This window comes from Peribacillus folii, assembly GCF_030271255.1.
Lineage (GTDB): Bacteria > Bacillota > Bacilli > Bacillales > DSM-1321 > Peribacillus.
In genome coordinates this window covers 168,799-194,828 of the sequence record NZ_JASJOM010000003.1, presented here as the reverse complement: position 1 = coordinate 194,828, position 26,030 = coordinate 168,799, and the positions used below count along the sequence as shown (strand labels likewise).

General features: G+C 44.0%; 24 protein-coding genes. 1 reads left to right on the top strand and 23 read right to left on the bottom strand.

The window, feature by feature from the left end:
• Positions 1-9: 9 nt before the first annotated feature.
• The 23 genes from QNI08_RS06025 to QNI08_RS05915 all read right to left on the bottom strand — a co-directional run bounded on the left by QNI08_RS06025 (position 10) and on the right by QNI08_RS05915 (position 25,073).
• The gene (locus tag QNI08_RS06025) at positions 10-279 is read right to left on the bottom strand and encodes a YlmC/YmxH family sporulation protein (protein ID WP_285766526.1); all 270 of its coding nucleotides are present in this window, start codon (positions 277-279) and stop codon (positions 10-12) included.
• A 231-nt stretch (positions 280-510) separates the two neighbouring features.
• Positions 511-1,290, bottom strand: a complete 780-nt coding sequence (sigG, locus tag QNI08_RS06020; protein WP_285766525.1) for an RNA polymerase sporulation sigma factor SigG — start codon at positions 1,288-1,290, stop codon at positions 511-513.
• Positions 1,291-1,439: 149 nt separating this feature from the next.
• The gene (gene sigE, locus QNI08_RS06015; RefSeq protein WP_285766524.1) at positions 1,440-2,159 is read right to left on the bottom strand and encodes an RNA polymerase sporulation sigma factor SigE; all 720 of its coding nucleotides are present in this window, start codon (positions 2,157-2,159) and stop codon (positions 1,440-1,442) included.
• Between the two features lie 60 nt (positions 2,160-2,219).
• Complete coding sequence (gene spoIIGA / locus QNI08_RS06010) at positions 2,220-3,146, bottom strand: sigma-E processing peptidase SpoIIGA (RefSeq protein ID WP_285766523.1); 927 nt, start codon at positions 3,144-3,146, stop codon at positions 2,220-2,222.
• Positions 3,147-3,544: 398 nt separating this feature from the next.
• Positions 3,545-4,699, bottom strand: coding sequence for a cell division protein FtsZ (ftsZ, locus tag QNI08_RS06005; protein WP_285766522.1), 1,155 nt, complete (start codon positions 4,697-4,699; stop codon positions 3,545-3,547).
• A gap of 44 nt (positions 4,700-4,743) precedes the next feature.
• On the bottom strand, positions 4,744-6,045 hold the full coding sequence (ftsA, locus tag QNI08_RS06000) for a cell division protein FtsA (RefSeq protein WP_285766521.1): 1,302 nt from the start codon (positions 6,043-6,045) through the stop codon (positions 4,744-4,746).
• Positions 6,046-6,313: 268 nt separating this feature from the next.
• Positions 6,314-6,679: a small basic family protein gene (locus QNI08_RS05995; protein ID WP_285766520.1), complete on the bottom strand. Its 366-nt coding sequence runs from the start codon at positions 6,677-6,679 to the stop codon at positions 6,314-6,316.
• Positions 6,679-7,389, bottom strand: a complete 711-nt coding sequence (locus tag QNI08_RS05990; protein ID WP_285766519.1) for a DUF881 domain-containing protein — start codon at positions 7,387-7,389, stop codon at positions 6,679-6,681. Before QNI08_RS05990 ends, QNI08_RS05995 begins: the two co-directional genes overlap by 1 nt.
• 40 nt (positions 7,390-7,429) lie before the next feature.
• Entirely contained in the window at positions 7,430-8,122 is a 693-nt protein-coding gene (locus QNI08_RS05985; RefSeq protein WP_285766518.1) for a DUF881 domain-containing protein, read from the bottom strand.
• Complete coding sequence (locus QNI08_RS05980) at positions 8,109-8,891, bottom strand: cell division protein FtsQ/DivIB (RefSeq protein WP_285766517.1); 783 nt, start codon at positions 8,889-8,891, stop codon at positions 8,109-8,111. The genes QNI08_RS05985 and QNI08_RS05980 overlap by 14 nt, the downstream gene beginning before the upstream one ends.
• A gap of 131 nt (positions 8,892-9,022) precedes the next feature.
• Positions 9,023-9,931 (bottom strand): UDP-N-acetylmuramate dehydrogenase, encoded by a 909-nt coding sequence (gene murB / locus QNI08_RS05975; protein ID WP_285766516.1) that lies wholly within the window; start codon positions 9,929-9,931, stop codon positions 9,023-9,025.
• A 349-nt stretch (positions 9,932-10,280) separates the two neighbouring features.
• Complete coding sequence (spoVE, locus tag QNI08_RS05970) at positions 10,281-11,387, bottom strand: stage V sporulation protein E (RefSeq protein ID WP_483313747.1); 1,107 nt, start codon at positions 11,385-11,387, stop codon at positions 10,281-10,283.
• Positions 11,388-11,530: 143 nt separating this feature from the next.
• The gene (gene murD / locus QNI08_RS05965) at positions 11,531-12,883 is read right to left on the bottom strand and encodes a UDP-N-acetylmuramoyl-L-alanine--D-glutamate ligase (protein WP_285766514.1); all 1,353 of its coding nucleotides are present in this window, start codon (positions 12,881-12,883) and stop codon (positions 11,531-11,533) included.
• The gene (gene mraY / locus QNI08_RS05960; protein ID WP_285766513.1) at positions 12,884-13,861 is read right to left on the bottom strand and encodes a phospho-N-acetylmuramoyl-pentapeptide-transferase; all 978 of its coding nucleotides are present in this window, start codon (positions 13,859-13,861) and stop codon (positions 12,884-12,886) included. It lies immediately after the preceding gene.
• 93 nt (positions 13,862-13,954) lie between these two features.
• The gene (locus tag QNI08_RS05955) at positions 13,955-15,427 is read right to left on the bottom strand and encodes a UDP-N-acetylmuramoyl-L-alanyl-D-glutamate--2,6-diaminopimelate ligase (RefSeq protein ID WP_285766512.1); all 1,473 of its coding nucleotides are present in this window, start codon (positions 15,425-15,427) and stop codon (positions 13,955-13,957) included.
• A gap of 158 nt (positions 15,428-15,585) precedes the next feature.
• On the bottom strand, positions 15,586-17,508 hold the full coding sequence (locus QNI08_RS05950) for a stage V sporulation protein D (protein WP_285766511.1): 1,923 nt from the start codon (positions 17,506-17,508) through the stop codon (positions 15,586-15,588).
• A 112-nt stretch (positions 17,509-17,620) separates the two neighbouring features.
• Complete coding sequence (locus tag QNI08_RS05945; RefSeq protein ID WP_285766510.1) at positions 17,621-19,777, bottom strand: penicillin-binding protein; 2,157 nt, start codon at positions 19,775-19,777, stop codon at positions 17,621-17,623.
• A gap of 2 nt (positions 19,778-19,779) precedes the next feature.
• Positions 19,780-20,136: a cell division protein FtsL gene (ftsL, locus tag QNI08_RS05940; protein ID WP_285766509.1), complete on the bottom strand. Its 357-nt coding sequence runs from the start codon at positions 20,134-20,136 to the stop codon at positions 19,780-19,782.
• A gap of 25 nt (positions 20,137-20,161) precedes the next feature.
• Complete coding sequence (gene rsmH / locus QNI08_RS05935) at positions 20,162-21,100, bottom strand: 16S rRNA (cytosine(1402)-N(4))-methyltransferase RsmH (RefSeq protein ID WP_285766508.1); 939 nt, start codon at positions 21,098-21,100, stop codon at positions 20,162-20,164.
• Between the two features lie 52 nt (positions 21,101-21,152).
• Positions 21,153-21,584: a division/cell wall cluster transcriptional repressor MraZ gene (gene mraZ / locus QNI08_RS05930; RefSeq protein ID WP_053345229.1), complete on the bottom strand. Its 432-nt coding sequence runs from the start codon at positions 21,582-21,584 to the stop codon at positions 21,153-21,155.
• Between the two features lie 470 nt (positions 21,585-22,054).
• On the bottom strand, positions 22,055-23,683 hold the full coding sequence (bshC, locus tag QNI08_RS05925; protein ID WP_285766507.1) for a bacillithiol biosynthesis cysteine-adding enzyme BshC: 1,629 nt from the start codon (positions 23,681-23,683) through the stop codon (positions 22,055-22,057).
• A 108-nt stretch (positions 23,684-23,791) separates the two neighbouring features.
• Complete coding sequence (locus QNI08_RS05920) at positions 23,792-24,184, bottom strand: DUF3397 domain-containing protein (protein WP_285766506.1); 393 nt, start codon at positions 24,182-24,184, stop codon at positions 23,792-23,794.
• Positions 24,185-24,188: 4 nt separating this feature from the next.
• Entirely contained in the window at positions 24,189-25,073 is an 885-nt protein-coding gene (locus QNI08_RS05915) for a 2-dehydropantoate 2-reductase (RefSeq protein ID WP_285766505.1), read from the bottom strand.
• A gap of 468 nt (positions 25,074-25,541) precedes the next feature.
• Between QNI08_RS05915 and QNI08_RS05910 the strand changes: the two genes are divergently transcribed.
• Complete coding sequence (locus QNI08_RS05910; protein WP_285766504.1) at positions 25,542-26,030, top strand: N-acetyltransferase; 489 nt, start codon at positions 25,542-25,544, stop codon at positions 26,028-26,030.

Here is a 26,030-nt window from a genome sequence, read left to right as displayed (position 1 = left end):
ACTGCACCTTTAAAACCGTTCATCTTTCAGTTCTGCTTGAAATACTGTCTGATGTTCGACAAGAATGACATCCGCACCAATTTTTTTTATTTTTTGCCATGGAATCACAATATCTTGCTCCCTGCCGAATAAACCCATTAACCTGGCGCCATTTGAAACGACGATTGCCTCAATCTTCCCTGTAGCCGTATTGATTTCAAGATCCGACATATTCCCAAGCTTCTTACCATCCGCTATGTTGACGATATCTTTGATTTGAAATTCGGAAATTCTGGTCATCTCACTCAGCTCCTCATAATTTCATCATAGATGAAGGTCTTATTCATATGTATATGACATGATTGACTCAAGGATGAAGGATACGGTAAATAAACGTTACCCTCATCGATTCCTCCCTGCAAGAAGCGTGAGTTTTAGACAAAATAAAAAAGCGGCTACGGATAGGCGGCTTTAGGCGGATAATGGTAATTTGCATTACCCGCTTAAGCTACCTTTTCTCATGCTCAGCTTCTACTGTTGGATATTTTTATTCATTTGCTTTATTGCCGCTTTTTCCAGCCTGGACACCTGCGCCTGTGAAATGCCAATTTCCTCGGCTACCTCCATTTGCGTCTTCCCTTGGAAAAACCGTTTGCGAAGAATCATTTTTTCGCGGTCATTCAACCGTCTCATGCCTTCATTTATTGCTATTTCATCAATCCACGTACTGTCTTTATTTTTTTCATCACTCAGTTGGTCGAGTACATAAATCGGGTCCCCGCCATCATTATAAATCGGTTCAAAAAGTGAAACTGGATCTTGTATCGCATCAAGTGCAAAAACGATTTCTTCATGAGTTACTTCCAACACCTTGGCGATTTCTTCAGCTGTCGGCTCACGAAGGGTCTGGCTTATGAGCTTTTCTTTAACCTGCAAAGCTTTGTAAGCGATGTCTCTTAAAGAACGGGAAACCCGAATCGGATTATTGTCACGAAGATATCTTCTGATTTCCCCAATAATCATCGGTACAGCATATGTTGAAAACTTAACATTTTGACCTAAGTCAAAGTTGTCTATCGACTTCATCAATCCTATACAGCCTACCTGAAATAGATCATCCACATACTCTCCCCGATTGTTAAAGCGCTGAATGACGCTTAGAACGAGTCGAAGATTCCCGTTTACCAGTTTCTCTCTTGCTGAAATATCGCCATCTTGCAATTCTTTAAAGAGTTTTCTCATTTCCTCATTCTTTAAAACCGGTAATTTTGATGTATCCACACCGCAGATTTCAACCTTATTACGAGACAAAATTATTCCCTCCTCACAGGAGCGCTGTACAAAAAACAGTATTTCCGAGGGAGGGAAAAATATGCACTTGGCCAGAACAGAAAATCGCCATTATTTTTTATACCGTTGTCAAAGTATTGATTTGCTTGGCATTCGGGCACTTATTTTTTTTACACCATCTTATTAAATTCCTTACGAAGCCTCTTGATGATCCGTTTTTCCAAACGCGAAATATATGACTGGGAAATTCCCAGCATATCGGCAACATCCTTTTGCGTTTTTTCCTCTCCGCCTGCGAGACCAAATCGCAGTTCCATTATCTGCTTTTCACGCTCCGATAACTGCGTAAGTGCCTTCGTCAGCAGCTTGCGGTCCACATTGGCTTCAAGATCTTTCGTGATGATGTCATCGTCAGTGCCAAGGACATCCGATAAGAGAAGCTCATTTCCATCCCAATCGATATTCAGCGGTTCATCAAACGAAACTTCAGAACGGATTTTGTTATTCCTCCGTAAATACATCAAGATCTCATTCTCGATGCATCTAGAGGCATATGTAGCCAATTTGATTTTCTTCTCTGGATTGAATGTATTCACGGCCTTTATCAAACCAATGGTGCCTATGCTGATGAGGTCTTCGATATTGATTCCCGTATTTTCGAATTTCCTTGCAATATAAACGACCAATCGCAAATTTCGTTCGATCAATATCGATCGTGCTGCTTCGTCGCCCTTCGGCAATTTATTGATCAAGATTGCCTCTTCTTCCTTCGAAAGGGGCGGTGGCAGCGCCTCACTTCCTCCAATGTAAAATATTTCGTCCGTCTTCAATCCAAGCTTGAACAATAGTTTGTACCAAAAGTAAGTGAGCCGAAGAATGAGTTTCTTCAAAATAATTCTCCCTTCTAAATAAATGGATTATGGGTCAAATTTCAAGTGTGACTCAATGGTTTAGGAGGCATTTTGCACCGGGATGCCGGTTAACATTTTCGGGTGAACAATAGATTGATAGCTATTGTCGGGAGAGAGTTGGGAAAAGGTGAAAGAAACGAGCCCTTGCTTCACGTGATATTCATTTTCCCCTTGAATGATTTTAATGGAATCCGGCTTGATGGCGGTCAAAAGCTGATGTTCATGCCCTACGACCTTATACGGGATGACCCGCATTCGTCCCGTCCATGAATACTCAGGTTGTTCTTCCTGCTTGATCAGGTTATCAGGGTTTTTGAAAAGCTCTAACATATCATCCGGAATTCCCGTTTCCCTTCCTGAAAGAGAAATGATCATCACCGGCGAGCGTGAGATGGGATCATACAACTGATTCCCGGTATCCACCAGTCCATGAAATGTTCCTTCAAAGTCAGAAATCTTGACTGTGACCAAAACCATTTGTTCATGTGTCAGCTTCGTCATTTCCATCCCTTCAAGTGTCCGCCTGGAAAATTGCCAAGCGATGGGAAACCCAATCATTACGAATATCCAGCTGACAGGGTCACCATAACGATTGATTCCAGCATAATGCCCTGGGTCCTTGGCTACAATCTGAAATTCGAATAAATAGTGGAGGCCCAAGAGGATCCCCCCGGATAAAAACGTCACAAAGTATAAAGTGGCCACCGATTTCAAGAAAAGTTTCAACCGTTTAAATCCAAAGGTGACCAGCACCATGACCAGGGATACAAGAATTTTCATGTACACTTGGTCCGCCAGGGCATAAAAAGGTGTGAATGCCAATACGATAATGAAGGAACCGATAAGGCCGCCGATACACACCCGCCAAAGAGCGACCCTTCGTTTAAGAATGATTGCGGTCCAATATAAAAGGAGGCAGTCAAATAACCAATTCAACATCCAGATCACATCTAAATATAAGGTCAAACACCCTCCCCTCCCTTTAGGAACTAACCTTCCACTAGCAAAAAGTATAGCGTACCCAGCCCTAGAAAGTGTGTCACTTTTTGTTCAGAAAACGTAAGAGTTTTTCAGTCATTTTTACCCTTTTTGTAGAAAAACAGCTCTTGATATTTTCAATATCTCCGGATATACTATCCTGCTCCCTTTTACTACTGTCGATTTATGTTTTAAAAGTTTATGATTTTCTCGGGACCTCTTCCTTTTTCTATATATTATTAAAGCTCCCGTCCATGGAAAAGGCTGACGTGCAGGAATCATTTAATCATCTAATCCAAATGATATGTAAGGATGCCTGAAATAAGCCTCCCATCTAACGGCCAATAAAAAAACCGTTCCCATCGGGAACGGTTTTGAAGATCATATTAACGGCGTCTATTGCGGTTACGGAGAAAAGTAGGAATATCCAGAGCCTCTTCACCTTGGTTCGCATTGCGCGTAGGCTGCTCATTGACTTCTTCCCTCTTCACTTCACGCTTCACATTGGTCTGTGGCGCTTGCTGTGTCTGCGGCCTTGATTGCTGCTGTCCAAGTGTTGGACGTCCAGTAGGCCGTATTGAAGCTTCCACTTCGTTAAAGCCCGTTGCAATTACCGTCACGACAATTTCATCTTTAAGGTTTTCGTTGATGACCGAACCAAAAATCATGTTTACATCCTGATCGGATGCAGTGGCGACGATATCTGCTGCTTCCTGAACTTCGAAGAGGCTTAAGTTCGTTCCGCCTGTGATATTCATCAGTACACCTTGGGCGCCATCAATCGATGTTTCGAGCAATGGGCTGGAAATGGCTTTCTTCGCCGCTTCTGCCGCACGGTTTTCCCCTGAGGAAATCCCGATGCCCATAAGCGCCGAACCTTTGTTGGACATGATGGTCTTAACATCGGCAAAGTCCAAGTTAATCAGACCCGGCACCGCAATTAAATCGGAAATCCCCTGTACACCCTGACGAAGTACGTTATCGGCCTCACGGAATGCTTCAAGCATCGGCGTGCTTTTATCGACGATTTCAAGGAGTCTGTCGTTCGGAATGACGATCAGTGTATCGACCGATTCCTTCATGGATGAAATCCCGCCTTGAGCTTGGGTTGCCCGTTTTCTGCCTTCAAAAGTGAATGGACGGGTGACTACACCAACGGTAAGTGCACCTAAATCTTTAGCGATCCCGGCAATGACAGGAGCAGCACCTGTACCCGTTCCGCCGCCCATACCTGCGGTTACGAAAACCATATCGGCACCCTTGAGCGCTTCTTCAATCTGTTCCTTGCTTTCTTCAGCAGCCTTTTTCCCTACTTCAGGGTTGGCGCCAGCACCCAATCCACGCGTAAGCTTTCCGCCGATTTGCATTTTCACTTCCGCTTTTGATAGGTTAAGAGCTTGTGCGTCAGTATTGACGGAAATGAATTCAACACCTTGTACGCCATGCTCGATCATTCTGTTTACCGCATTGTTTCCGCCGCCGCCAACACCTATTACTTTTATCGTTGCTAATTGTTCTAGATTAGAATCAAACTCCAACATGACAATCCTCCTATTTTGACCAAATTCCCGATTCTTAATGATTGTTATTCAAAAAAGTAACCTAGGATTTTTTTGAATTTAGATTCACCTTTTTCACCTTGTTTTTTAGCCGGTATGCTCTCTTTGTTTTTCTGAGAAACCTTTTGGCTGCGCTGGTCATTCTCTTCCTGCGTTTGACCAACTGCTACAGGAGTTTTATTAGCGGTGTTTTTTTGCATTCTCTCTTTCTTGCAAGCGTGTTTAATCAAGCCGACTGCAGTCGTGTACTGAGGTTCCCTGACACCAATGTAATTCGGTTCAGCCGTCCTTACGCGGTTTTGGAACACATATTGGGCGAGCTCCAGGACTCCCGGCATTTTGACAACGCCACCGGTCAGGACGAAACCTCCTGGTATATCTTGGAACCCGAGTCTCCTCAAGTCATCTTGAATCAACTCGAAAATTTCGGTCAATCTCGCTTCGATGATATCCGAAAGCATCAATTGATTGCAGGGCTGCTGCTGGTCGCTGCCGATGATCGGAATCTGGAATACCTCGTCTTCAGACGCATCATCATAAAAGGCATGGCCATGCTTTACTTTTATTTTCTCAGCTTCTTCCATCGTCGTCCTTAGCACTATGGAAAGGTCTTTCGTAAGGGTTTCCCCGCCTATAGGTATCACAGACGTATATTGTAAATAGCCTTGTTCGAATATTGCCAGTGTAGTGGAACCTCCGCCAATATCGACAAGCGCCACACCAAGTTCTTTTTCATCCTTGGATAAAACAAGGGAACCTGCCGCCAAAGGCTGTAGGGCGATATCGGTTATTTCTAACCCAGCCCTTTCCACGCACCGCAGCGTATTATGTAAGATTGTCCGAAGACCTGTGATTAAGATCCCTCTCATTTCCAAGCGAACACCAATCATGCCTCTCGGATCACTGATTTCATCAAGCTCGTCAACTTTATAATGGATCGGCACCACGTCGATAATCTCCCTGTCGGATGGGATCGTAATTAGCTCCGCTGCTTCCCGAACCCGGAAAACGTCATGTTCCGTAATTTCTTTATTGTCGCTGGATACTGCTACCACCCCGTGACAAGGCTGTAGCGTCACGTGATTTGCACTTATTCCGACGATTACATTTTTAATCTCCATCCCTATCATCCGTTCGGCTTGCTCCACAGCCTTTTGGATGGATTGGACGGTTTCATCTATACCGACGATCGAGCCCTTTTTGAGCCCCTCTGATTTAACATTTCCCACGCCGATTATATTTAATGTGTCATTGACCATTTCCCCAATGATAACTTTTACACTGGATGTACCGATGTCAAGACTTACGTATATTTCATTGCTGTTCATTCTCCATGGCACCTCCTTCAGTTTTATACATGTTTTAGTAGAATAACATTTTTTTATATCGAAAGACCTATTCATTATAGAATAACTGAACTGATTTCAACAACTCATGAATGTCATAATAAGTGGTACATTTCGCATTTCTCAAGCAAAACTCGTAGATTTCTCCCTAAAAGCTAAATATCGTTCGTTTCTCTTCTTAATGGAGAAATCTGCTAAACTAGATACTGCCATAAACTATTCGTCATTTATGATGTGATTCCCTTTAAAATTATTGATTTTTTTTCTGCTTTTTCCGGGAAATGGACCATTTTTCAATCAGAATTCTTCTGATCATCGCAATATTTTGAAACAGTCTTACCCCGAATACAAAGATCGCGGCTAAATATAAGTCTACACCAAGATGTACACCTAGAAAAGCCAAACCTGCGGCAAGAACAATATTAAAGAAGAATCCCGATACAAATACAACCTCATCATAAAGATTTTGCAAATGGGCCCTGATGCCCCCAAATAAGGTATCAAAAGCCGCGAGCACCGCAATGGAAAGGTAATTTGAATATTCGTGGGGAATATCCAAATCTACCAAAAAGCCAAGGGCGATTCCGATCAAAAGCCCAAAAACTGGCAGCCACATTACAAGTTCCCCCCATCCATGATGGGTATCATGCGTTCAACCACTACATCATTTTGGTAGGCAGGCAATGTCAATTCACCAGAAGGGAACTTTATTTGTAATTCGAAATTGTCGATGAAGAAATCGTCCATTAATTCAGAGCCCTCAATACGCTGCTTTAATTTCTTTGGATCATCCGTTATGGCCTGCAGTTCGACCGGGTAATCAATCAAAGGGTATCCGTCCATTTTCGGCTGTCCATTTATGTCACGGATGACTGAAGTTGATATATACCTTTGTCCGGCAATGGAGATGTCACCCGCCCCAAATCTATGCATTTCATTAAGGAGCCGAATTAACAATACGGGTGAAATGTATTCAATTCGCTCACCAAGGAGGATCCCCTCCTTTATCGGTTGTATCGACACGGTGACACCATTACCTTTTATTTCGGTCAAACCCGCCTCAGCCTTTAATTCATTAAGCGTTTCCCGCAGCAATTCTTCCTTACTTTCATTTCTCTCGGTTTCATAGGAGGCAATTTTCCCCTCGAGCTTACTGATGCCGTCTATTAATTCAACCTGTGCCTGTTGTTCCTTCAATAAATCATTTTTCAGTTCCCACATATCCCTTGTATCGGAAACGACAGGTTTATTCACCAAATTGAATTGAATAGCGAGCATGAAGCCCGCAATCAAAGTAAGCAAACTAAAAGAAAGCTTTTTTTTCATTTCCAGTCTCTCACCAATCTTTCATCGGACAGGAATTTGATCATCCTCCAATAATGGGATCAAAAATGATGTTCTTTTTCTTTTCCATGGTAAAAATGATATTCTCGTTAACCAACTGTTCCTTTATGCCTCCAGGCAGGTCGAGGGAATCCCCCAGTACATCCGCATCCCCGATTGCAGAGATGATGAATGGAGCTGGATGCTGGTGCCCATCTACCGTGATGACTGGTCCATTACAAATAATATAGGAATCATGGTTCAATCTTTGGCCGTTGATTGCAACAGCCTCTGCACCTGATATGTATAATTCATTTACGACCTTGAAGACATGCTGTTCATGAACCAAGTAGTTATTGACATTGGCTTCCGGGTCCGAATTCGTACCATCTTCAAGGGTCACCTGAAGGCCTTTGCCTTTCACCTTCACTTTACCTAGATACATCCGAAATTTTTCCGTATCTTTGGCCAACTTGAAAAACAGCTGTTTTTCCTGGGCAAGATCTTGTTCTATTTTGGATACGGCTTCCTGCTTTTGAAGCAGCTCCTTCTGAAATTGCCGGTTCTGCTTCTCCTGTTCGATCAATTGCTGCCTAAGCATGTATTCTTCATTCCATGCCTTGTCCTCCCTTACTCCCCGATTATCCTTGGTCAGGTTGTAAGAGAAGGCAATCATAAATCCAAGCACGACGCAAACGAAGGATAAGAGCACCCGTCTGCCATCAATTTTGCCCATTCGTGTCTTCCTTTTGTTCCGCGTTTTTATACGCTTTAAAATAAGAACCCACTTCCAGGTCGATGACTCCCTTTACCTTTGGGTCCAACTGACTGACGATTGAGGGGTAGTGAATCATTTTCTCGAATAACGTCCTGCTTGTCGCACTCACTTCAAACCCATCATTCATGAACATGACGATATGATATCCATCGGTTTTGGTAGGGGCATAATGGATTTCCGAAATGGCATTTTGAATCTCGACAGGAAGCTTATCCAGCTGTTCCAAGAGCAACTTTAATGCTTTACCCTCTTTGAAACCAATTAAAACCGGGGCATATACTGGAATTTCACCTGTAGCTAACTCCTCAAGGACGGTCCCGTTCTCCAAAATCGGTGCATACTTCCCGTCATTAGACAGATAGGCCATTCTGTTATGTTCGGATACCGTAATTTTAATCGAGTTAGGAAATACTGGCGTTACCTTGGCGTTTTTTATTTCCTCGTTCCTTTTAATGTTGGCTGCCGCTTTCCCTGTATCGATCTTCCAAATGCTTCGATCCTTCTTCACCTTACTCAACTCAATGATTTGCTTGGAAGTGATATACCGATTCCCTTCCACCTGCACGTTTTGCACATAGCTTAAAGGCGATAAAAAATATAGCACGCATGCAACCAGAATGAAGAAAAGGGAAAGCAAAAGAACCAGTCGCTTGTTTGCTTTGCTTTTTCTTAATTGTTTTAATTTCGGGATGCGGTCCTCAATGGAAACGATTTTTCCCTTTTCCATCCCTTTCACCTCTTCCTGAAAAAATGGATGGTTTATATATAATACGACATCAGGACACACGCTTAGTCCGTTTATATGAAACTTTGAAAGGAAACACATTATAACACAAAATTTGGATATATTGAATCCTCTTATTTACGGCCGATGATTTCTACTTCTGTTTCCATTTCAATTTCGAATTGATCATACACCGTATCTTTCACATGCTGTATCAATGCCTGCACATCCGCTGCACTTCCATTGCCTGTGTTAACGATAAAGTTACCGTGCATCGGGGAAATTTGCGCTCCGCCAATCGAATGCCCCTTCAAACCGGCATTTTCCACCAATTTACCGGCATGATGCGGAAGTGGATTCCTGAATATGCTGCCTGCACACGGCAGGTTATACGGCTGTGTATCCTTACGGTAATTTTTGTTATCCTGCATTCTTCCAACGATTTCGGTTTTATCGCCCTCGGTCAATTGAAAAACCGCTTCAAGCACGATACCTGGCCTTTTCTTTTGAAGTACGGAGGTTCGATAAGAAAAATCCATTTCCTCCTTCGAAAGCCAGGCTAACGAACCATCCTCAAACAGAACATGCGCTTCCTTGAGAATCTCACTCATATCGGAGCCATGCGCCCCAGCGTTCATATAGACAGCACCGCCGACGGAACCAGGGATTCCACTGGCGAATTCCAGCCCTGCATAGCCTTTTTTACTGATTTGAACGGATAAGCTGACAAGTGATACACCAGCTCCTGCTTTGATTTCCGTTCCATTCATCTCGATGTGATCAAGACCTCTTCCCAACTTAAGCACGGCACCCTCAATTCCCCCATCACTTACAAGAAGGTTGGAGCCCCTGCCAATCGCTCGCCAAGGTATATCATTTTCTTTGATGACCTGCATCGTTTTTTCTATATTTTCAATGGAAGATGGCACGATGAATAAATCAGCCGGCCCTCCTATTTTCATAGTTGTATGGTTCGCAAGTGGTTCTTGTTCAAGAACCTTGCCGATTTTCATTTCAGTTAATTGCTTTATCACTTTATCCATGATAAACCTCCTTGTTGTTCCCAAAATTCCAAATTGATGATTTTCATTTCCTCTTTCATGAGGTCACTGATTTTCCAAGAATGATAACATCTTGCATGTAAAAAACATAAAAAATGAACAGAAGCAAGCGCCTATGCGGCCTAACCCTCTTATACTATAGTCTAAACAAAGCTGTATTGCCAATATTTATTGTGGATTCGCAAACATTCGTACATGGTAATATTTAATTGGCATTTCATAAATTTCTAATTCGGGCCAAGCTTCTTTCACCCTTCGTTTCCTGCAAAGGCTTTCAACCTAAAAAGGGAAGCCCCGCATGTGGAAGGGCCTCCCTTTTTTTAAAGTTCTTTCAAAACCTTGAATAGCGGCTAATGTTCAACAATACCCCAATTGCCATGAGCATGAGGGTCAGCGATGATCCGCCATAACTTAACAAGGGCAGGGTGATGCCGGTTACTGGCATCAAGCCCGTCACGACCCCGATATTGATCATCACCTGGATGGCAACCATTGCAATGATCCCCACTGCAACTAGGCTGCCGTATAAGTCAGGTGCCCCAAGCGCAATCCTGATGCCCCGCCAAAGCATTAGCGCAAATAACAGAATGACGAGAGAACCGCCGATGAAACCCAGTTCCTCGGAAAGGATCGCAAAAATGAAATCCGTCTGCGGTTCTGGTAAATAGAAAAATTTCTGCCGGCTTTGCCCGAGGCCAAGGCCGAACAGCCCCCCCGGACCGATCGCATAAAAGGACTGAATCATTTGAAAACCGCTTCCCAAAGGGTCTTCCCACGGGTCCAAGAAAGATGTGATCCTTTTTATCCTGTAGGGCGCTGACAAAATCAACCCGATGAAGCCCGCTACACCGATCAGCCCCAAGCCAACAAAATGGCTGATTCTTGCTCCGGAAATAAAAATCATGACGATACACGTTCCCACCATGACCGTTCCCGTTCCAAGATCGGGCTGTAGCATGATTAATCCAAATGCCAAGAATACGAGTCCCAGGGATGGAAGCATCCCCTTTTTAAAGGAGGTGATGAGCTTTTGACGTTCGGATAAAAACTTGGCTAAAAAAGCGATCATCGCCAGCTTCATGAACTCGGAAGGCTGGACTGAAAAGGCACCGACCCCAATCCAGCTCCGTGAACCATTTCTTGCCATCCCTATTCCAGGCACCAATACTGCCAGCAACAAGATGAAACAAATGATGATCAAGATCTTTGCCCAAGTCCTCCACGTCCAGTAATCGACATTCATGATGAAGAACATGGCGACGACCCCGACGCAGGCAAACAGCAGCTGCCGTTTTGCGAAATAAAAGGAATCATCAAATTTATATGTTGCCCAAATGGCACTTGCACTGTAAACCATGATTAAACCAACGGTCAGTAGAGTTAAGGTGACGATAATGAGAATGAGATCAGGATTCGATTTTTTTAATGGCACGGACATCCACCTCGAGGAAGTTTTTCGAGCCTGTACGAATTTGAAGATCAATGCTGCACTATAGCCAAAAAAAAAGCGATAACGGCTCATTATCGCTTTTTTCCAAGGTGTCGACGTAGAAGCAGAGTCACTTCTTTCTGCGAAAGCTGTTACTTAAGTTTATGCACGGCCTCCATAAACATGTCTCCTCTTTGCTCAAAAGTTTTATATTGATCCCAGCTTGCACAAGCTGGTGAGAGAAGTATGCAGTCGCCTTCATTTGATAACTCAAATGCAGCCGGTACGGCCTTTTCTACATTATCGACACGTTTTATATTCGTTATTCCTATTTCCTTGGCTATCCGCTCAATTTTTTCTGCCGTTTCGCCAAATGTTATCACGGCTTTGACATTTTTCATGGCCGGTTTTAACTCATCGAATTCATTTCCCCGGTCCAACCCGCCCGCCAAAAGGATGACAGGTTCCGTAAAGGATGTAAGTGCTTTTGAGGCAGCAAGAATGTTCGTCGCCTTCGAATCATTATAAAATTTCCGGTTTTCAATCATGGCTACGAACTGCAGGCGATGTTCCACACCATAAAATGTCTTCAGCACTGTCTGGATCGCTTCATTCGCAACCCCCTTCAGCTTCGCCGCTGAAATCGCTGCGAGCACATTCTCCAAATTATGTTTACCAGGAAGAGCTATATCGGCAATGCCAATGATTCTTTCACCGCGGAAGAACACGGCCCCATCCTCAACATAGGCACCACTTTCATGTTTCCTTTCAGCCGAGAAAGGAACAAGCTGAGCCTTGGTCTTTTCGGCCATGGAAACAACGGCATCTTGATCTGCATTATAAATCAAGAAATCGGAGGCCAGCTGATTTTTTGCAATTGCCGCTTTTGCTTCTGCATATTCTTGTTTGGAACTATGATAATCCAGATGAGCATCATACAAATTCGTTAGAATGGAAATTTCAGGACGAAACTCCTCTATCCCCATTAGCTGGAAAGATGATAATTCAATGACAATCGAGTCATCCGCAGTTGCCTTTTCAGCTACACCGGATGCCACTGTCCCGATATTCCCGGCGATGAGCGGTGACTTTTCACCGGCCTTCAGCATTTCAAATATCAAAGTTGTCGTGGTCGTCTTCCCATTTGTGCCCGTGATTCCTATGAATGGTGCTTCGCTGATTTGATAAGCAAGCTCAACTTCCGTGATAACCGGAATTCCCTTTTCCAACGCTCCTTTAACGATCGGGTTACGATAGGGTATCCCAGGGTTTTTTACGATCAATTCAAAACCTTCATCAAGCAGTTCAATCGGATGGCTGCCGCAGATGACTTTGATACCCTGCTCCAGCAACCCTTGAGCCTCAGGGTTTTCCGATAATGGTTTCATGTCATTGACCGTCACGAAGGCGCCTAATTTATGTAGAAGCGATGCTGCCATCACTCCGCTCTTTGCCAAGCCCAATACCAATACTTTTTTCTCTGAATACCTTGCAGTCTCTTTCAATTATATCCACACCTCTAAATAGATTCCGAGTACCGCACACAGCAAGCCCACTGTCCAAAAAGTCACGACTACGCGCCATTCGGACCACCCAGACAGTTCATAATGGTGGTGGAGCGGACTCATTTTAAAAATACGTTTACCAGTCATTTTAAAAGATCCTACTTGCAGGATGACAGAGAGCGTCTCAATGACAAAAACTCCGCCAATGATCACTAACAGGATTTCAAGCTTCGTCAGTAAGGCTATCGTTGCGATGGCTCCTCCCAGAGCCAAGGATCCTGTATCACCCATGAAGACCTTTGCAGGGTGTGCATTGAATACCAAAAATCCAAGAACAGAACCTACGACTGCCACTGAAAATATTGAAACATCATATTGTGACTGACTCCATGCCAAAATCGCAAAGGCACCAAAGGCAATGGCTGAAGTACCTGAGACAAGCCCGTCAAGGCCATCCGTCAAATTGACGGCATTCGAAAAACCGACAAGCCAGAAAATCACGATAAATAGGTAAAACCAGCCAAAATCGACGGAAAAGTCAGTACCTGGAATCGTCAATTCCGGATTGAAACGATCTGTCTGCTTGAAAACGAAGTAAAAGATGACCGCAATCACAATCTGCCCAAGCAGTTTCTGCCTTGAGGTCAAGCCAAGGTTACGCTTCATTACCACCTTGATGAAATCATCGAGGAAACCAAGCAATCCAAACCCTAGTGTAACGAATAATAATAAATAGGTTTCGGTGGAAGGCACCGAAAATTTAAAAGTCATCACCAGTGTAGCGATGGTAACCGATAATAATATGACCAAACCGCCCATTGTAGGCGTTCCCGTTTTCTTCAAATGCGATTGCGGGCCTTCTTCCCTGATGCTTTGCCCAAATTTCAGCCTTCTCAAAAACGGGATGAAAATCGGCGAAAGAAGCACAGTTACTAAAAACGCCACCAAAATCGTATAAAAAATCACTTGTTCCAACATTCCTTACTCCCTCATTCCTAACACAATTCAAATATAAAATTCTGCATGATGTCTTTTCTTGTTTGTAGACCGGACACATTCACGCTTGATGGTTCAAGCTTTACCGAAACGGCTTAGAATCGCCTTTTCCGCTTCTTCACGATCATCGAAGTGCAGCACTTCATCGCCAACCAATTGGTATGTTTCATGGCCCTTCCCCGCTATTAAAATAACGTCGCCCTCTTCCGCCTTGGAAACGGCATGGATTATTGCCTGCCTACGGTCTTCGATTACCGTGTATTCTTTACCTGCCACTCCGGCTTCCATATCCCGAAGGATCTGGGCCGCATCCTCACTGCGCGGATTATCGGAGGTGAAAATGGGGTCTGTCGCCAGGTTGCAGGCAATCTCAGCCATGATCGGGCGCTTCGTCTTGTCTCTGTCCCCGCCGCAGCCGACAATCACAAAGATTTTCGCTTCAGCAAACTCGGCGACGGTCTTGAGGACATTCTCCAAGCTGTCCGGAGTGTGGGCATAATCAACGATGACCGGGAATGCTTGATTCGCCGATACCAATTCAAAACGGCCCGCCACACCTTTTATCCCCTCGATCGATTTAATGGTGTCATCTAAATCGTTCCCTGCGCATAAGGAAGCCGCGATGGCGGAGAGCACATTATATACGCTGAATTTACCAATCAGTTTCAGCTGAATGTAACGTTCTTCCTTCCCCGCTGTCAAGATGAATGATGTGCCATTTGCATCAATCTTTAAATCCTTTGCCCTGATATCGGCTTCATTGTCTATTCCGTAAGTAACGACTGCAGCAGCCGTCGCTTTAATGAAATCAACAGTTGCCTCATCATCAGCGTTAAGCACGGCATATTTAGGACGATTTTCTATGTAAGCATTTCCGAGCTGCGAGAAAAACAAGGATTTTGCCTGCTTGTATCTGTCCATCGTTTTATGGAAATCCAGGTGATCTTGCGTGAGGTTCGTGAATACGGCAATATCATAGTCACAGCCATGGACGCGACCAAGTTCAAGTGCATGGGAAGATACTTCCATTATGGCCGTAGACACCAATGCTTCGGTCATTTCATGAAAAGCCTTTTGCAGTGTAACGCTATCAGGTGTCGTATTCTTTGTTTCATAAACCTTATCGGCTATCTTTGTATACATTGTGCCGATCAAGCCGGTTTTTTCATGCCTATCCTCGAAGATCTTTTCAAGGAGGTGACTGGTTGTCGTCTTTCCGTTCGTGCCGGTGATTCCGATCAAGCGCAGCTTTTGCGTCGGATGACCGTAGAATGCATCTGCCAGGACCGCCATCGCCCTGCTGGAATCCCTGACGACGATCACGGGTACAGGAAGATCAAGCTCTCTTTCGGCAATGATCGCCGCAGCTCCATTTTCAACAGCGGATTGGGCAAAATCATGACCATCGACTGTATAACCATTTATGCAAACAAATAAACTTCCGTCCTTGACTTTACGGTTATCATTTTCAATGGAGGTGATTTCAGGATTTTCTCCTTCATGGCTAAATAAGGAGTGTAAATAAGATAGTAATTTTTGAAGCTTCATTTTTCCATCCCTCTCAACTTAATTTGAGGATTCATTATATGTGATTAACCTTGGCTTGTCGAGAAACCAATTTTTATTATACGGGGTTATCGCGCCTCCGTAAACAAAGCGGCTGATGATTCTTCAGCCGCTTTAACTATTCATCTATTATATTATACTTAATCTTTATTTTCGCCAAGATAAATTCTTATCGTAGAGCCTTCTTTTAACTTAACACCTGCGTCTGGTGCCTGATTTATGACTTTGTCCCCATTGCCGGCAATATCCAGCTTCAAATCGACCTGCTGGGTTTGCAGCTCTTTTCTGCTTAGCCCCACTACATCCGGCACCTCGACCATGACGGGATCGGTCCAGACCGTTTCCTTTTCAATTTGGTTTTTCCTTGGTTTGACGCCCATCGCCCTGAGGGAATCCTCCATGATATTGCCAACGATCGGAGCGGCAACGACACCGCCGAATTGCACCGTCCCCTTCGGATTATCGACGGCGATATAGACGACGATTTGCGGGTCATCGGCTGGAGCGACACCAATGAATGAGAGAATATAATTATTTTCAAGGTATCGGCCATTTTCCGCTTTTTGCGCCGTACCAGTCTTCCCGCCAACCCGGTATGATTCGACGAATGCCCCTTTACCGCTGCCTTGCGCTACAACCGATTCAAGTGCTTCACGAACCTTTTTCGAAGTCGCTTCGGAAATCACCTTTTTCTTGGCCTGCGGGGTCTTTCTCATAAGCACCTCACCCGTTTTGGGGTCAACCAATTCCTTTGCGATATATGGTGTATACAAAGTCCCCCCATTCACGGCAGCCGAGACCGCTGTCACCTGCTGAATCGGCGTTACGGCAACACCTTGTCCGAATGCTGTCGTTGCTTGCTCAACAGGACCCACTCGATCCATATTGAACATGATCCCTCTTCCTTCCCCGGTTAAATCAATCCCTGTTTTTTGTCCAAATCCGAAGTCATTGATATATTTAAATAATTTATCTTTGCCGAGCCTGTTGCCCAATTCCACAAAGCCAGGGTTACACGAGTTTTCGACGACTTCAAGGAAGGTTTGATCGCCATGTCCCCCCCTTTTCCAACAATGGAGATCGGTTCCAGCCACCTCAACATGCCCGGAGTCATAAAAATGTTCATGCTGTAAATCCACCTTCCCTTCCTCCAGCGCTGCAGCCAGGGTGATGATCTTGAATGTAGATCCCGGTTCATATATACTCCAAACCGGTAAGTTGCGATTATACACTTCAGATGGTACATTTTGGAAATTGGCAGGGTCGAATGTCGGCCTGCTCGACATGGCTAGAATTTCGCCGGTATTGGGGTCCATGGCAATGGCGATAAGACCATCAGGGTCATAAGTTGCCTCCGCATTATCGAGCTCCCTCTCCACGATTGTCTGGATTTTGCTATCGATCGTCAGCTTCAAGTTATCTCCATCAACGGGAGGCTTATAGTCATCGGCCATGTTCTCTAGCCTTTTCCCTTTCGCATCCGAATAAAATTTAACAAACCCTTTCTTTCCGCTTAGCTCTTTATCATAAGACAATTCAATCCCCATCAGCCCCTGGTTATCCGATCCCGTAAAACCGAGTACATGTGAAAGGTATTCGCCAAATGGGTAATGGCGCTTTGAATCTTCAGCGATATACACGCCCTTTAACCCCAATGCTTTAATTTCCTTCGCCTTTTCATGGGATATTTTTCTGCCTTCGGGAATCCTGACACTCATCGCTTGTTTCGTCAGCCATTGATAAGCCTTTTCCTTGGTCATATCCAAAATTGAAGCAAGCTGTCCCGCTGTCTGATCGGGATCTTCAATCTGCCTTGGGATGACATAGACCGTAGGGGCGGATATATTCGTAGCCAGCTCCACACCATTGCGATCCAAAATCTCTCCCCGCTTAGCCTCAAAAGGAATATTCCTGCTCCAGGAATCTTTAGCAAGACCCGTCAGCTTATCACCTAGATAGAACTGTACAATTCCCAAGCGGATATCAATGATAAAAAAAACAACGATACCTACTGCCAATGCGATTGCCAGCCGTTTTCGGACAGTAACATTCGAAACACGCAAAAACAGGCACCTCCATTTCATACATGCTTCAATATATGCTTGTCTACTCGAAGCTAGACTATGAAACCATTAAAAAAAGAGGGGATCCAATATGGATTCCCCTCTTCAGCGCTCATTCGGTTTTATCATCAGCAGAGATTTCTTCACTAGCTCCTTCTGGCTGCGATAATTCAATATGGAAGGAATCTCCTTCCTTCACCTTTTTCCCTGCTTCGAGATTCTGTTTGCTCACATATCCTGTTCCAGTCGTTTTCAGGTCTAGTTTTGCAACCTTAGCCAATTTCATGACGTCCCGTAAGGACCACCCCTTCATATCAGGAAGCTTCATCTCGCCTTCCGTTCTCAAAATGATTTTTTCACCCTGCAGAAGCGTGCTTCCAGCCTTCGGGGATTGCTCGAGAACCTTACGCCCGCTCCCAATCGTGTTGACATCATAACCTTGTTCCTTCAGCTCCTTGGCGGCGGAACTTTCAGGCTGGTTCGTATAATCGGCGATTTCAATTGCATTTTGTTTTTTCACATCAGATGGTTTGATGTTTAAATATTGCAGGCTATTCTGCATGACCGGATTGAAAATCTCTGACAATGGGTCTGCTCCGACATAAGAAGCCCCCAGCTTGGGCTGCTTCACTGCCACATACATGACCAATTGCGGATCATCTTTCGGAGCCATTCCTAAAAAGGAAAATACGTAATTGTTTTTCCCTTCCAGGTACCTTCCTGTCGGACCGGCAATTTGGGCAGTTCCCGTTTTTCCTGCGACTTCATATCCATCGATGGCATATTTGCTCCCTGTTCCCTTTTTCGCGGATATGACCGTCTCCAGATAGTCACGCACCTGCTTGGCAGTCTCTGCAGAAATTGGGTTCCCTGTGACTTTCGGCTTCGTTGTTTTCAAAACCTTGCCTGTATCCTGATCGGAGATGCTTTTGATCACATAGGGCTGCATCATCTTTCCGTCATTCGCTATCGCGGAAGCAGCCTGGATCTGTTGGATTGGGGTGACGGTCGATCCTTGTCCGAAGGCGGTCGTCACTTTTTCAAGCTTGTATTTATATTGAATTTTACCGGTTATTTCATTCGGCAAATCGATCCCCGTTTTGTTATCGAAACCGAATTTAGTCAGGTACTCCCTGAAGGTATCCGCCCCGATCTTGTCCATGGCAAGTGTTGCAAAAGCGACGTTGGAAGAACGTTGAACCCCTTCAAGGAATGTCATGCTCTTTCCTCTTTCGATTCCACTATGATCATGGATTTCCCCTGAACCGGCTTTATAGGTTCCCGCTACAAAACTGTCATTAGGATTGAAGACACCTTCCTCGACAGCTGCTGCAAGCGTAAAGGTCTTCATCGTCGATCCCGGCTCAAACGTTTCTTCAATGGCTAGGTTACGCCATGTATCGGTTAGCCCTACCTTCGTAGTCGGGTGAAAGGTGGGCCTTTGTCCCATCGCCACAATCTCTCCCGTTTTAGGATTGGATACGATCGCTATGACTTGTTCGGGATCATATTTGGCCTGCACTTTGCTCAACGAATCTTCCAAGAAGGTTTGGATCTTCTTGTCGATGGTCAGCATCACATCATTGCCATTATCCGGAGCGACCACTTTTTCCTTCGCATTTGGTAATAGCAGTCCCCATGAGTCACTGTCATACGTCAGCTTCCCGTTCGTTTCCTGCAATTCTTTATTGAGGTATCTTTCAATGCCGAACTTACCGGCCATTTCGCCCGTTTTCTCATCCTTTTCTACATAGCCTATCAAATGCGATGCGAAGATTCCATTTGGGTAAAATCGTTTATTCGTCCTCCCGAAGGTGATGCCCGGCAGCTCCAAGTTTTCAATTTTCTGTTTGACGACCTGGGTCAGATCCTTGCCTGCGCTGCCAAACTCGACCTGATAGGGCCCTTCTTTCGAAAGACGTTCATAAATTTCCTGTTCATCCATGTCAATATATTTTGCAAGCTTTCTCGCGGTCATTTCTGCATCCTTGACATGCTCAGGTTCCTTTTTACTAAGGACAGCCCTTAAGATATAGGAGGAAGTGTCTTCGGCGATGACTTCCCCCTTAGCATCGAGGATGCTCCCCCTTTTTGCCTCAATGACTTGCTTTTTTTCGTATTTCTTTTCGATTTTCGAAGCGAGCACTTCACCGCCTGCCGTTCCTGTCACCTGAATATACAAGAAGCGGCAGATTAAAACAAAAAAGAGCAGGCCGAATAAGAAGAATAATCCGGCTGCCCCATGCTTCATATTTTTTTGTTTCTGCATTATCACTGCACACCCTTCACATTATTCTTATTTAACTTGAACCCAAGCGCTGCAGCTTTTTTCCAAATTCTTTCATATGTACTAAGTTCGGCAACTTGCACTTTCAAATCGTCATTCACTTTGCCCTGTTCGTCGATTTTCGATTCAACTAGCTGGATCTCTTTATTCGTTTCATAGATGGCCGCTTGATTGGAAACGATCTTCACACCCATGAAAGCAACCATTATAGCAAGGGCACAAAGTAAGAAAACTTCACCAATGGATATCTTCGCTTTACGGATGACCACGGTTTGTTGTGTCTGTTGCTGATGTTGGTCTTCATATTGCTGTTCTTGCATTTTTTTGGCTATGGAACTCATTCCTGTTCCCCCCTACTGATTTTTTTTATATTTTTTGCTTTTCAGCAATTCTTAACTTAGCCGAACGTGAACGATTATTTCCTTCCAGTTCATCCTCAGAAGGTAATATCGGTTTTCTCGTAATAATTTTTAATGTCGGTTTGAATTCTTCCGGGATGACAGGAAGTCCAGGCGGTAGATCAGGCATGCTGCTCGCTTGCTTGAATACCGTTTTGCAAATCCTATCCTCGAGCGAATGGAATGTTATAACTGAAATCCTGCCTTCCATATCCAAAAGCGAAATCGCTTGCTCCAGAGAATCTTCGAAGACGCCAAGCTCATCGTTCACAGCAATCCTGATCGCTTGGAATACCCGTTTGGCAGGATGTCCGCCCTTCCGCCTTGCAGGCGCAGGAATCCCATCTTTAATTAGCTCCACTAACTCGAACGTCGTTTCAATCGGTTTTATCTCGCGTGCCGCTTCAATTTTCCGGGCAATTTGCTTGGAGAACTTCTCTTCTCCATATTGAAAGAAAATCCTCATCAAATCTTGGAATGACCAAGTATTCACGACATCATAGGCAGAGATGGCTGCGCTTTGATCCATCCTCATATCCAAAGGTGCATCATGGTTATAACTGAATCCCCGTTCAGGTGTATCCAACTGGGGCGATGACACACCTAAATCGTAAAGGATTCCATCGACTTTCTCGATCCCCCTGGCATTCAACTCTTCTTTTAAGTATTTAAAATTATTAGGAACCAGGACGATGCGTTCACCATAGCTTTCCAGTTTTTTTTTAGCATTCCGAATTGCCGTTTCATCCTGATCAAAAGCATAAAGCCTGCCCTTGTCAGAGAGCTGTGAAAGCAAGTATTCGCTGTGACCGGCTCCTCCTAATGTACAATCCACATAAATTCCATCAGGTTTGATGTTCAATCCATCAACCGTCTCTTTTAATAACACTGTCGTATGTTGAAACATGCTAGACATCCTTCCAATCGGTTATTGAGTGACTCTATTTCTGAGGGCAGCCTTAAATATCAAAGCCAATCATATTTTCTGCTATCTCAGCGAAAGAATCCTCCGAAGCTGAAAAATAGTTTTCCCAAAGGGATTTGCTCCAAATCTCAATACGATTGGTAACACCAAGAATTACACATTCTTTTTCCAATTGGCCATATGAAGTAAGCGGCGTGGGGATATTAATTCGCCCTTGTTTATCAATTTCGCATTCTGTAGCTGCAGAAAAGAAAAAACGGGTAAAGGCTCGGGCATCTTTTTTTGTCAACGGCAGGGCTTTCAGCTTTTCTTCAAGCAGCTTCCACTCTTCCATAGGGTAACCAAATAAACATTGATCGAGTCCGCGGGTCAGAACAAATTGCTCCCCGAGATTGTCCCTGAATTTCACGGGGACGATCAAACGGCCCTTTATATCGATGTTATGATGGTACTCTCCCATGAACATACCCATTACCCCCACATTCTAATCTCAATGTACCACAATCCCCCACCTTTCTCCACTTGTTTTTACTTTCTCCTTCCAAGTAAAAATTCCCTCCTTTTCTTTACAAGTTTTATTTAGCCAAATTATTCAAGAAACTTGGATTTCACGCGAATGGACTCACACTAGGACACAGTCACGCATTTCCTGTCGAAGCAATACGCGACAAGAGCCAGGAAACAAAAAAAGACAGGCTTTAGCTCCTGTCCCAAATTCGTCTGTATATTATCCGTTCCTTGAACGGTGATTTCCGTTGCTGGGGTACCGTACTCCCGTGCCTGTATGTAATGGGAGCGGGTAAAAATTGCGGAGCCAAATCAAATTTTAAAAGGGGCCCGGAATTAATGAATCCGGGCCCCTTTTTCTACAAACATTCAAGCTTTAGCACCAGTCTTTTTTCCACGTTAAATTTCCGTCAAAAACGGCTGGTCTTTCTAAATGAAAATCAATTTATGCTGGTTATTGAATTGGTAATCCAGCTTCATGATATCACGGATGAATTCCGGCCCATATTGATTCAAGTAATAAAAAGCATTCCAGATCCTCTCTTGAGGGGATTCAAGCGGATAAAGTGAATGGGCGATCCGTTCATATTTTTTCAAGATAACCGCATGCCGTTCCTTTGTGCGGTCACCAATTTTCCCATACATAAATTCCAATTGCTTTTGGATGAATTCAATATTCTTTTTCAGCATTGGCTCAAGGCCGCCATCTAAAGAAACTGCATGGTCCGCCAGCTTTTTATGGTTCTCTTCAAGCTGTGATTTCAGCTTCCGGAACAGATCAGCAATCGTCTCATCTTCAACCGAATCCAGGAATCGTTTCACAGCCTTGGCGGTACCTTCAGTCAGAACAGTTTCCAAAGTAAGTTCCATGTCTTCTATATCCGTTTGGACTCCCCGCTCTACAAGCGTGATGTTCAGCCTAGGGATGATTGGCGGCATCTTCATTGAAAACAGCTCAAAGGCACGCTTTAATTCTGCCCAGTAGGCAATCTCCCCTGGTCCGGATATGAAAGCCAATACAGGGAAAAGCATTTCCTGCATGAGCGGACGCGTGATGACATTATTGCTTAGCCGCTCAGGATGATCGTTGGCAATCGCCAGCAATTCGGCCTCGGAAAACGATGCCTCCGAGTTTTTGCCGCTGAAGCCGCCTTCCACACGTTCCAGTAAACATCGATCTTTTTTGTCGGGATCATAATAAAATAAATTCGCGGCTTGTTTATCCATTTCTATCATTTTCGGATACCCTTTTGCCTGCATGAAAGATTGTTGATCCTCGACCACTGCAGCGATTCGCTCACTTTTTTCAATCATCGATGCAAAGTGGCCCTTTTCAATTTGCCTTAATTCCGGATCTCCAGCATCGACGAGCAGGAGACCATATTCGCGAAACCATTCATGAATAAGCCGGGCAAAAAAGTCGGTAAAGGTATTCGATTCCTTGATCATTCCTTTCATATCGAAAAGAAGTTTATTCGTAAAGGCCGTTTCTCCATATGTTTCGATGATTTCCTCAAACCACTTCTCTGCCTTTTCCGTTTCAAGTTCCACATCCGAAACCATCGTTTTATAAGGCTGATAGGAGGGATATGTTTTTTTGTGAGGCTTTCCGTTTTTCATGACATACACATGGTTGACCTCAGCCAAATCATGGTCTTCGCCAGCTATCCAAAAAACCGGTATCACAGGGCTTCCAAGCTCTTTCTCCTGTTCTTTTGCAAGCTTGATGATCGAAATCACTTTATGGATGGTATACAGGGGACCTGATAACAATCCAGCCTGCTGTCCGCCAATCACCACAACGGAATCATTCTTGCGCAACCTTTCGATATTTCGGTTAACTGCCTCACTGCTTGAAAGACGGGACATGTATCGCTGTATGTAATCGGATAATTCATGACGTGAAAAAACACGGCTCATCAGTTCATTATATCTATCACGATACATATCCTGCTTAGACAAGTCATAATGAAAATAATCCTCCGCTTCAAGACGGTTTTGTAAATAGTCCGATGCAAAACGGTTTAAAGATGGTAACGCGAGATCTTTCATCTCCATTTCTGTTCTCCCTTTCTCTGCAACTACAATTCTTTTTAGAGTATAACATTCAGGTTTAATAAAACAAAAGAAGTTGCCCAGCAGCAGAAAATTGATGTGCATTCTATTTTATGTAGTAAAGATCTTTGTAATACTTGTAATTAATCCGATTGAAAATAATAGAATATACGCAACGAAAAAGAAGGCGAAATTCACCCTCCAAAATCCCTTTACCACCTTATGGAAAATGATTTCTTCTTTTACCTTGTAATGAACCATGACCACCACGAATGCGTTGACGATCATGATCAGCATGATTACCCAAAGGATTTGTTTATCCCAAATGGCTATGATTAAATAATGGACGGATATTACGAAAAGCAGCGCACTCATGTCCATCGCAAATTGAACGGATCGTCTATGGTTCTTCGTGAATTGTTTGGCTCCTATAAAAAAAAGTATATATCCTACAAAAGGCAATGTAATAAAAATCGCGGCTAGACTTGAAACAACGTACGGCACATCATCATCCTCCCTGAGTCTCTTTCCCCTTGATCATCTTATATAGAGAAGACGCCAGGCCATCAGCTTTCCCCTTGCCCTTTGCCACGGAAAGTATATGACCCAATATAGCATCAATTTCCGTTTGGCTGCCCTTTTCCAAATCCTTGAGCATCGATGACCGATTCCCTGCAGTTGCCATGCAAACGGATTTAACGTGTTCAAATGACTCCGCTTTATTGTCCAATTCAAGAATCGCGGAGATTTCATCGAAAAGCTCTTGAAACAATTGATAATAAAAAGCATTGGCGATCAAGCCGCCATTTTCCACTTGCAGGATAGCAGTTAATGGATTGATGACTGCATTGACTACAAGTTTATCAAGAAGCATCGATTGATAGTCCGTGCTCTTCGTAAAAGGAAAACGTTCCTTCTTTTCACTCACTAATGAGAGCCTATCCAAATCTCCTTTAAAGGAAGCAACCCTGGTAAGGCCAAGTCCGGTATGCTCCACTGTATTCTCATTATGTCTTAAGGCACCGTGCTCCACCACCCCCACATAAATCTCCTGAGATTTCAGCTGCGTTAAATGGGCAATATGGCCGTAACCGTTCTGCAAGAATAGCAATGGTAGCTCAAGGTGTTCGATTGCATGCATGATGTCCGGAAGCTGGTATTGTTTGACCGTCACTATAAGAAGGTCGTGATCGGTTATCCCTTCATCCAAGTTTTTCGAAATGATGTTATCCAGTACCCTGCACTCACCCTTTTCAATAAGCCTGAGACCGTCATGATTGATGATCGAAGCCTGATGTGTCGTGCGGGTGTAGAGCGTTACGCGATGCTTGCCGCTCAACTGAGCTGCAAATAGCAGTCCGATCGCCCCTCCTCCAATGATTCCAATTCGCATGTCACCATTCCTTACTTTTCTGAAATATATTTACTATTTTAACACATTTTCTTTTTTAACCTGCATCGAATATCATACCATTCGCTTCGAAAATCAGGGAACCGGCATATGAAAAAGCTTTGGTGCGCCCAGCCTGGAAAATAATCCAATTGAAAGTGCCCTAATTGAACGACTGGCGATTTATTTCCTTCTTTAAGCGTAGAATTAATGGTATATTAGATACGAAAAGCTTAGCCATTCTTTACTCTTTAGGGGATGCAAACACCTCCAGCCTAAAACCAGCCAGGCAATCGAAGGCTAGAGGAGGGGATGGATGGCTATGGCTGCATGCAAGAGTCAGCACGATGGATTGATCGATGTCATGCTCGATTTAGCCTTCAGTCGGGTTTCCAATGGGTTCCTGGCGGCGGGATGACTTTCGAAGGTCACTATCGAAGAGGTTTATCAGAATTAAGGGGGAGCTTTTTTATGGAATACAAGGTGGAACGCTTACTTGTAAATTTTAAAACGCTTGAGGAATTCAAAAAATTCAAAGAATACGGGATTCAAGAACTGTCAATGCTAGATGATTTAGAGGGTAACATCATTGAAAATGACAGCCAATCACCTTTTTACGGAATCTTTTACGGCGACAAACTTGTAGCAAGGATGAGCCTGTACAAAAGAAGCGCTAAATTTGATCAGTATTTTGACCAAGCAAGGGACTTCCTTGTTCTTTGGAAACTTGAAGTCCTCCCTAACTATCAGAAAAAAGGCTACGGAAAAGCTTTGGTCGAATTCGCCAAAAGCCTGAACATGCCTATTAAAACCAATCCAAGAGTACACTCACAGGACTTTTGGAAGAAAATGGGATTTTCTGCCGTTTCCTATGATATGGACCGGGATCTTGGAGAAAACCCGCTGATCTGGAGCCCATTTGAGACCCAAGCTTCGACGGAAACAGATACAAAAGAATAA

Bases quoted from the DNA above. Each gene is read 5' to 3' on its own strand.
- QNI08_RS05945 (WP_285766510.1), bottom strand. From the start codon at position 19,777: ATGCAGAAACAAAAAAATATGAAGCATGGGGCAGCCGGATTATTCTTC.
- spoVE (WP_483313747.1), bottom strand. From the start codon at position 11,387: ATGTCCGTGCCATTAAAAAAATCGAATCCTGATCTCATTCTCATTATC.
- rsmH (WP_285766508.1), bottom strand. From the start codon at position 21,100: ATGTTTCAACATACGACAGTGTTATTAAAAGAGACGGTTGATGGATTG.
- bshC (WP_285766507.1), bottom strand. From the start codon at position 23,683: ATGGAGATGAAAGATCTCGCGTTACCATCTTTAAACCGTTTTGCATCG.
- QNI08_RS05990 (WP_285766519.1), bottom strand. From the start codon at position 7,389: ATGAAAAAAAAGCTTTCTTTTAGTTTGCTTACTTTGATTGCGGGCTTC.
- mraZ (WP_053345229.1), bottom strand. From the start codon at position 21,584: ATGTTCATGGGAGAGTACCATCATAACATCGATATAAAGGGCCGTTTG.
- murB (WP_285766516.1), bottom strand. From the start codon at position 9,931: ATGGATAAAGTGATAAAGCAATTAACTGAAATGAAAATCGGCAAGGTT.
- ftsA (WP_285766521.1), bottom strand. From the start codon at position 6,045: ATGAACAGCAATGAAATATACGTAAGTCTTGACATCGGTACATCCAGT.
- ftsZ (WP_285766522.1), bottom strand. From the start codon at position 4,699: ATGTTGGAGTTTGATTCTAATCTAGAACAATTAGCAACGATAAAAGTA.
- QNI08_RS05995 (WP_285766520.1), bottom strand. From the start codon at position 6,679: ATGTGGCTGCCAGTTTTTGGGCTTTTGATCGGAATCGCCCTTGGCTTT.
- QNI08_RS05985 (WP_285766518.1), bottom strand. From the start codon at position 8,122: ATGGGCAAAATTGATGGCAGACGGGTGCTCTTATCCTTCGTTTGCGTC.
- ftsL (WP_285766509.1), bottom strand. From the start codon at position 20,136: ATGAGTTCCATAGCCAAAAAAATGCAAGAACAGCAATATGAAGACCAA.
- QNI08_RS05980 (WP_285766517.1), bottom strand. From the start codon at position 8,891: ATGGAAAAGGGAAAAATCGTTTCCATTGAGGACCGCATCCCGAAATTA.
- QNI08_RS05910 (WP_285766504.1), top strand. From the start codon at position 25,542: ATGGAATACAAGGTGGAACGCTTACTTGTAAATTTTAAAACGCTTGAG.
- mraY (WP_285766513.1), bottom strand. From the start codon at position 13,861: ATGTTGGAACAAGTGATTTTTTATACGATTTTGGTGGCGTTTTTAGTA.
- QNI08_RS06025 (WP_285766526.1), bottom strand. From the start codon at position 279: ATGACCAGAATTTCCGAATTTCAAATCAAAGATATCGTCAACATAGCG.
- QNI08_RS05915 (WP_285766505.1), bottom strand. From the start codon at position 25,073: ATGCGAATTGGAATCATTGGAGGAGGGGCGATCGGACTGCTATTTGCA.
- QNI08_RS05955 (WP_285766512.1), bottom strand. From the start codon at position 15,427: ATGAAGCTTCAAAAATTACTATCTTATTTACACTCCTTATTTAGCCAT.